This is a genomic window from Serratia sp. M24T3, assembly GCF_000257645.1.
Classification (GTDB): Bacteria; Pseudomonadota; Gammaproteobacteria; order Enterobacterales; family Enterobacteriaceae; genus Rouxiella.
Genome location: NZ_AJHJ01000031.1, coordinates 46,280 through 53,789 on the forward strand (window position 1 = coordinate 46,280; position 7,510 = coordinate 53,789).

Annotated in this window: 7 protein-coding genes; 5 read left to right on the forward strand and 2 right to left on the reverse strand. The window is 52.4% G+C overall.

Going from position 1 to position 7,510, the window contains the following annotated elements:
- Positions 1-24: 24 nt before the first annotated feature.
- Entirely contained in the window at positions 25-894 is an 870-nt protein-coding gene (gene alkA / locus SPM24T3_RS18975) for a DNA-3-methyladenine glycosylase 2 (RefSeq protein ID WP_009638426.1), read from the reverse strand.
- Between the two features lie 62 nt (positions 895-956).
- Here alkA and SPM24T3_RS18980 point away from each other — a divergent pair, with 62 nt between their 5' ends.
- The gene (locus SPM24T3_RS18980) at positions 957-1,409 is read left to right on the forward strand and encodes an acyltransferase (RefSeq protein ID WP_009638427.1); all 453 of its coding nucleotides are present in this window, start codon (positions 957-959) and stop codon (positions 1,407-1,409) included.
- A gap of 205 nt (positions 1,410-1,614) precedes the next feature.
- Positions 1,615-2,967: a molecular chaperone gene (gene yegD / locus SPM24T3_RS18985; protein WP_009638428.1), complete on the forward strand. Its 1,353-nt coding sequence runs from the start codon at positions 1,615-1,617 to the stop codon at positions 2,965-2,967.
- Between the two features lie 169 nt (positions 2,968-3,136).
- On the opposite strand, the gene SPM24T3_RS18990 is transcribed toward yegD, so the two are convergent.
- Entirely contained in the window at positions 3,137-4,093 is a 957-nt protein-coding gene (locus SPM24T3_RS18990) for an aldo/keto reductase (RefSeq protein WP_009638429.1), read from the reverse strand.
- Between the two features lie 298 nt (positions 4,094-4,391).
- Between SPM24T3_RS18990 and mdtD the strand changes: the two genes are divergently transcribed.
- The 3 genes from mdtD to SPM24T3_RS19005 all read left to right on the forward strand — a co-directional run.
- A complete protein-coding gene (gene mdtD, locus SPM24T3_RS18995) occupies positions 4,392-5,846 on the forward strand; it encodes a multidrug transporter subunit MdtD (protein ID WP_009638430.1) in 1,455 nt (484 codons plus the stop codon).
- Complete coding sequence (gene baeS / locus SPM24T3_RS19000) at positions 5,843-7,234, forward strand: two-component system sensor histidine kinase BaeS (protein ID WP_009638431.1); 1,392 nt, start codon at positions 5,843-5,845, stop codon at positions 7,232-7,234. The genes mdtD and baeS overlap by 4 nt, the downstream gene beginning before the upstream one ends.
- Positions 7,234-7,510: response regulator (locus SPM24T3_RS19005; RefSeq protein ID WP_009638432.1), on the forward strand; the 277-nt coding region annotated here is incomplete at its 3' end. The genes baeS and SPM24T3_RS19005, both read left to right, overlap by 1 nt.

A 7,510-nucleotide genomic window follows, 5' to 3' on the forward strand; every position in this document is an offset into this window, starting at 1 on the left:
ATCAACAAATTTAACAATTGATTATTATGGTTTCCAATTAGGGTTATTCCAAATAAGCAACGTCGCATAACTTCTCCAGGGTTTCCAAATTTCCGCATAGCGACTTATGGTTGCTGGCGTCATATTTGGAAATCTTTGCTTAATTAAATAATCGCTATGTAAAAATATATCTCTTTCACCCCAAGCACGCATCGCGACGTAGTTGGCGGTCCATGCGCCAATGCCCGGCATCGCCACCAGCCGTTTTATACCTTCGCTGCTGTCCTCGACACCATAAAGCGGTAACTCGCCGTTTTGTACTGCCTGAGCCACTCCAATCAGGCAGGCCGCGCGCTTGGCCTGAACACCGATGGCGCGCAGCTGCTCTACGCTGAGGCTGGCAACGCGCTGTGCGGTGGGAAATAATCGCGTCAGTCCTGTAAACGGCGTAACAACCGGTTCTCCGCAGAGTTCTGCCAGGCGGGCGCAGAAAGTTGCTGCCATTTTAACGCTCACCAGCTGGCCGAGAATTGCGCGCACCGTCAGCTCAAAGTTATCGATACAACCTGGCATGCGCATGCCTGCAACATCGTCGCCAAACAGCCCCAGCGTCTCGGCTATCAGCTGCGGATTGGCATCTAAATCCAGCAGATGCCTGACTCGCCGGACAACGCTTTGGATATGCGGCTCCAATGAATCAGAAACTTCCAGCTCCACCGTGCCCTCATGCTCCAGCGGCCGCCAGCTCAGCCAGCCACTGGCTGTCACGCCCTGCTCTGTTATCTCTATCGTTCGGCGATAAACACCCTGCTCAAAAGATTCGATTCCTGCGAGCGCCCTCGCACTAAGGAAACGGCTCATCCACGCCCAGTCATAAGGAGGTGTATAAGGAAGAAGATATTTGGTCTTTTGCACCGGCTGAATCCTTGCTGAGTGGAGGCTGGAAAACCTGTTGCGGAACTAACAGAGGATAAATAATGAAGATTATTGAATGTAGCATAAGAGATGTGAGTTCGGGCCAGAATGTGACCCTCGTTAGCCCCTCTAACCTTTATGGCTGCTCTCTCAATGATGAGGTGTTCGTCGGGCCGTTTGTCGAGATACAAAAAGGTTGTGTAATTGGCCGGGGAAGTCGTATTCAGTCTCACAGCTTTTTATGTGAAAACGTGATTACCGGTGAAAACTGTTTTATCGGCCACAATGTGACTTTTGCTAATGATTTGTTTAAAAATGGCTCACCCGATCCAGATTCATCAAATTGGCTAAATATAGTGTTAGGCGATAATGTCACCATTGGCAGCGGCAGCACGATTCTTTGCGAGTTTATTTGTAGCGGATCAGTAATTGGTGCCGGCAGCGTGGTAACAAAGCCAACGACTATTAAAGGAATATATGTTGGCAATTCGGCACGGCTTATTCGTGAATTGTAATCAACTTGTTGTATTAGGTTAAATATAATGAGTTGTTTATTAAAACTGCCTACGTATTATTATCGATAATAATTAACAAAATAGTAAAATTGCTTATTACGGCTGCAACGCCTGACAGTCGCTGAAAGATGCGCCGTACTTCCTTCTTGCCTGCTGGCGGCGACTCCGGTAAAGTCGCCCCCCTTCTTTGGCATGGGGAACCGTGATGTTTATTGGATTTGACTACGGCACGGCAAACTGCTCCGTCGCCGTCATGCGTGATAACAACGCAGAACTTTTAGCGCTGGAAAATGGTGACGCTTATCTACCCTCCATGCTTTGTGCGCCAACGCGTGAAGCTGTGAGTGAATGCCTGAATCGTCACTGGCAGGTACCCACCGGCAGCGAAGAGAACCAACAGCTGTTGCGCCGCAGTGTTAACTTCAACCGCGAAGAAGATATTCCGGTTAACAGCAACAGCGTGCTTTTTGGCTTGCAGGCGCTTTCTACTTATATGGAAGATCCGGAAGACGTGTATTTCGTGCGCTCACCGAAATCCTTCCTGGGCGCCAACGGTCTGAAGCCCCAACAAATTGCGCTGTTTGAAGACTTGGTTTGCGCCATGATGTTCCACATCAAACGCCAGGCCGAATCGGTATTGCAGCAGACTATCGAACAAACCGTGATCGGTCGTCCAATCAACTTCCAGGGCATGGGTGGCGAAGAGGCAAACCGTCAGGCACAGGGTATTCTGGAACGTGCAGCCGCGCGCGCAGGCTTCCGCGATATCGCTTTCCAGTTTGAACCGGTAGCGGCAGGCCTGGACTTCGAGGCTACGCTGACGGAAGACAAAACCGTGTTGGTGGTGGATATCGGCGGCGGTACTACTGACTGCTCGGTATTGCTGATGGGTCCAAGCTGGCGCGACAAGGCCGAGCGCCAGAACAGCCTGCTGGGGCACAGTGGCTGCCGCGTTGGTGGAAACGATCTCGACATCATGACGGCGTTCAAGCAGCTGACGCCAAAGTTTGGCATGGGCAGCGAGACGCAAAAAGGCATCGCCATGCCTTCACTGCCGTATTGGAATGCAGTGGCGACCAATGACGTTCCTGCTCAGGTTGATTTTTACAGCGTCGCCAACGGCCGCTTGTTGCGGGATATGATCCGTGATGCCTCAGACCCGAGTCAGGTTAAGCGCCTGTTGAAGATCCACCAGCAGCGACTGAGCTATCGTCTGGTGCGCGCGGCGGAAGAGAGCAAAATAGCGCTGTCTGAACGACCAAGCGTGACCGCAGCGTTGGAGTTTATTGAAGCCGGATTAGCAGAAGAAATCAGCCAGCAGCAGCTTAGCGAAGCGATTGCCCAGCCGCTGGAGCGGATACAGGAGCAGGTCAGCCTCGCGCTTGCCAGCAGCGAAATTACTCCGGACGTTATCTATCTTACCGGCGGAAGTGCGCGATCGCCTCTGCTGCGCAGCGCGTTGCAGGCACAGTTGCCTGGCATCCCGCTAGTTGGTGGTAATGATTTTGGCTCGGTCACCGCCGGTCTGGCGCGTTGGGCACAAACGCTGTTCCGTTAATGCCCATAGGCTGCAAAACCTCTCTGCTTTGCAGCTAACGGCTGATGAGCTAAAAAAAGCGCCTGACTCACGTCGGCGCTTTTTTTGTGCCCGTTGCTATGGGTTTATATCGCTCAGGGCTTATGTCGCTATGGTTTTAAAAGGTTAAACCTATTAACCACTTTAGGGGTTACTTCCAGGCGCTGGCTTTATCCAGAGCTTCAATATCACCGTGATCCAGCTTCAGCTTGGTGGCCAATGCCAGTTCGTCAATCTGCTTTAATGAAGTTGCGCTGACGATAGGCGCGGTAACGCTCGGACGAGCGATCAGCCAGGCGAGGGAAACCTGAGTCGGAGAAGCGCGATGTTTCTCGGCGACAGCATCCAGAGCCTGAATAATCTTGTGCCCGCGATCGTTAAGGTACTTATCGACCACGCCCTGACCGCGCTTACTCTTGCTGGCATCTTCTTTACTGCGGTATTTACCTGACAGGAAACCACTCGCCAACGAGTAATAGTTGATCACGCCAACGCTGTTTTCGCTCGCGACTTTCTCCAGACCAGACTCATAGTCTTTACGATCGTAGAGATTGTATTCCGGCTGTAGCGTCTCGTAGCGTGCAAAACCTTGCTCTTTAGACACCTTCAGCGCTTCTGCAAAGCGTGTTGCGCTATAGTTGGAACCGCCAATAGCGCGCACTTTACCTTCTTTAATCAGCGCATTGAAGGTTTCCAGGGTATCGGATAATGGGGTGTCCTCATCGTCTTTGTGCGCCTGATACAGGTCGATATAATCAGTTTGCAAACGCTTGAGCGAGTTTTCCACCGACTGGCGGATATAGCTTGGCGAGAGGCCTTTTTGCCCGTCCCCCATTTCCATGCCGACCTTGGTCGCCAGAACAATTTTGTCGCGTTTGCCGCTTTTCTTCAGCCAGTTACCGATAATGGTTTCCGACTCTCCGCCCTGATTTCCTTCTGCCCAACGCGAATAAACATCGGCGGTATCAATGAAATTAAGCTGGTGTTCCAATAGCGCATCGAGAACGCTAAAAGAGGTTGATTGGTCGATGGTCCAGCCAAACACATTGCCGCCGAAGGTCAGCTGTGGAACCTGAATACCGGAACGACCCAATTCTCTTTTACTCATCATGCTCTCCTTTTTCTGATGACTTGCTTGAATGAAGAAGTTAATTAGCTTGCGAATCGCAGTACTAACCTTAGCACTTCACGCCAATAATACTCAGTCATCATCACCGCGTTAAATTGTCACAGAATGAAAAGGACTCCTTAATTCCTCCATTCTTTCACCGGTCAACTTCGTTAAACTGAATGCCGATGCCAATCTGATTTCTGCTCGCAATCTAAAAAACGATAACAATCAGCTTGCTGTATAGTAAAGTCAGAATTGACGCAGTGAAAAAAACTCTATCAGGCACAACATAACGATGACTGAAGCTTCCGGAACCACCCTACCCATTTCAGTGCGCTGGCAACTATGGATCGTTGCCTTCGGCTTCTTTATGCAATCTCTTGATACCACTATCGTCAATACAGCCCTACCCTCGATGGCCACCAGTCTTGGCGTAAACCCTCTGCAGATGCACAGCGTAGTGGTGGCTTATGTGCTCACTGTCGCCGTAATGCTGCCCGCCAGCGGCTGGTTGGCGGACAAGGTCGGCGTAAAATGGGTGTTCTTCTCGGCAATTATCCTGTTTACGCTGGGTTCTCTGTTTTGCGCGCAGTCGTCCACGCTGCAACAGCTGGTGATGTCGCGGGTGCTGCAAGGTATAGGCGGCGCGATGATGGTGCCGGTCGGGCGGCTGACGGTGTTAAAAATTGTGCCGCGCAGTGAATATATGGCGGCGATGACTTTTGTGACTCTGCCGGGGCAGATTGGCCCGTTAATGGGTCCGGCGCTGGGCGGTTTTCTGGTCCAGTACGCCAGCTGGCACTGGATTTTCCTGATTAATCTACCGGTTGGCCTGGCCGGAGCTATCGCCACCCTAACCCTGATGCCCAACTATAAAATGCAGACCCGGCGCTTTGATATCAGCGGCTTCTTCATGCTGGCGGTTTGCATGGCGACGCTGACTCTGGCATTGGAGGGTAACAAGGGACTCAACCTGTCACCGCTGGCTCTGGCACTGCTGGTAATTATTGGCATTGCCGCGCTGGGCAGTTACTGGCTGCACGCGCGCGGCAATCTCTCGGCGCTGTTTTCTCTGCGCCTTTTTCACACTCGCACCTTTTCCATTGGTCTGACCGGCAGTTTCCTTGGCCGTATCGGTAGCGGGATGCTGCCGTTTATGACTCCGGTTTTCCTGCAGCTGGGTATGGGATTTACCCCTTTCCATGCCGGTTTGATGATGATCCCGATGGTGTTGGGCAGCATGGGCATGAAGCGTATCGTGGTCCGGCTGGTCAACAGGCTGGGGTATCGCAAAGCGCTGGTCAGCGCCACGCTGCTGCTGTCAGTGATCACGCTGTGTATGCCGCTGGTGGCTATTTACGGCGCTTACTGGATGATTCCGGTGGTGCTGTTTTTCCAGGGCATGGTCAACTCGCTGCGCTTCTCGTCGATGAATACCCTGACGCTGAAAGACTTGCCGCCGCGTCTTGCCAGCAGCGGCAACAGCCTGCTGTCAATGATTATGCAGCTGTCGATGAGCCTTGGGGTTAGCGTGGCGGGAATCCTGATTGGCCTGTTTGCCCATCAGCAAATCAACCCCGGCAGCGCCGCGATGCAAAGCGCCTTTATTTACTGTTATATCTGCATGACGCTGATTATCGCGTTCCCTGCCTGGATTTTCCTGCGCGTACCGGATGAATCACAGACTAACGCCCTGGCCGACCGCCGTCATAATGCGTCCGCCTCCTCAGACCCGATGAGAAAATCATGAGACCAGGCATCACCGCCAAACTGTTTCTCGCCATCTTCCTGACCTGCAGTCTGGTGATGGTCACCATGAACTGGGGCGTCAGGCTAAGCTTCGAACACGGCTTCATCGACTACATTCGCCACGGCAATGAACAGCGAGTGGAGATGATCGCCGACTATCTGGAGCAGCAGTACGAGCAGCACGGCAACTGGGATTTCGTTAAAAATAACGATAGAGCCGTCTACCAGATGATGCGCACCTTCGACCAAAACGATGAAAACAGTCAGCTTTTACCACCCCTCGGCTGGCGCACCAAATTCTGGATACTCGATAGCAGCGATCGCCGCATCGCCGGTTCAGAATCAGACATTCCCGCCGACTTGATGGGTTCCGGCAGGAAAATGATGGTGAAAGGCACGTTTATCGGCACTGTGGTTTCTACTCCGGCCGAACGCCTGACGCGCAACGCCGACATCAACTTCGACCAACAGCAGCGTCGCACCAGCTGGATAATCATGGGCTTCACCACCCTGCTGGCGGCGGCCGTGACCTGGCTTCTCTCGCGTGGCATGCTGGCTCCGGTCAAACGATTAGTTAAGGGAACTCATCAGCTGGCGGCAGGCGATTTCAGCAGCCGGGTCAAGGTCGGGACTCAGGACGAGCTTGGCAAGCTAGCGCAGGACTTCAATCAGCTGGCGATAACGCTTGAGAAAAACGAGCAGATGCGCCGGGCGTTTATGGCCGATATTTCTCACGAACTGCGCACTCCGTTAGCCGTGCTGCGCGGCGAGTTGGAAGCCATGCAGGACGGGGTGAGAAAAATGTCGCTGGATTCACTGGCGTCGTTGCAGTCGGAAGTATCGATTCTGACCAAGCTGGTTGATGACCTCTACCAACTGTCGCTGTCAGATGCCGGAGCGCTGGCCTATCGCAAAGAAGAAACCGACGTGGTACACCTGATTCAATTGGCTGAAGCCGCATTCCGCGAACGTTTCCACGCCAAACAGCTGAGCATAACCAGCGATCTTTCAGAAAAGGCACCCATTTTTGGCGATCCTCATCGTTTATCACAGCTGTTTAATAATCTGCTGGAAAACAGCCTGCGCTATACTGATTCAGGCGGAGGACTAGAGATTATTGCCACTCGTCGTGACAAATTCCTGCAAGTTTATTTTCAGGATACTGCCCCCGGGCTAAATGATGAGCAGTTGCAGAAGATTTTCGAGCGTTTTTACCGCACAGAAGGCTCGCGCAACCGCGCCAGCGGGGGTTCCGGGCTGGGATTAGCTATCTGTCAGAATATTGTAGAGGCTCACGGCGGTAAGCTTAGCGCCGAACATTCCCCATCCGGCGGAGTGAGAATTACCCTGCTGCTGCCGCTTTCACTTCCTATCGGACAAAGATTGTGATGAATGAATACGTTAATGCGGATCACCAACCGCTAAAAATTCTGATTGTTGAAGATGAGCCTAAACTGGGCCAACTGTTGGTCGATTATTTACAGGCAGCGGGCTATGCCACCGAGTGGCTGACCAACGGCAACGATGTTATCCCGCTGGTGCAGTCCAACCCGCCGACCATGATCTTGCTTGATTTGATGCTGCCCGGCAGCAGCGGTCTGACTATTTGCCGTGATATTCGCCAGTTCTCTGATATTCCAATCATGATGGTCACCGCCAAAACGG

What these genes read in the sequence shown, in the direction of transcription:
- yegD (WP_009638428.1), top strand. Translation starts at nt 1,615, where the DNA reads ATGTTTATTGGATTTGACTACGGCACGGCAAACTGCTCCGTCGCCGTC.
- mdtD (WP_009638430.1), top strand. Translation starts at nt 4,392, where the DNA reads ATGACTGAAGCTTCCGGAACCACCCTACCCATTTCAGTGCGCTGGCAA.
- SPM24T3_RS18990 (WP_009638429.1), bottom strand. Translation starts at nt 4,093, where the DNA reads ATGAGTAAAAGAGAATTGGGTCGTTCCGGTATTCAGGTTCCACAGCTG.
- baeS (WP_009638431.1), top strand. Translation starts at nt 5,843, where the DNA reads ATGAGACCAGGCATCACCGCCAAACTGTTTCTCGCCATCTTCCTGACC.
- SPM24T3_RS18980 (WP_009638427.1), top strand. Translation starts at nt 957, where the DNA reads ATGAAGATTATTGAATGTAGCATAAGAGATGTGAGTTCGGGCCAGAAT.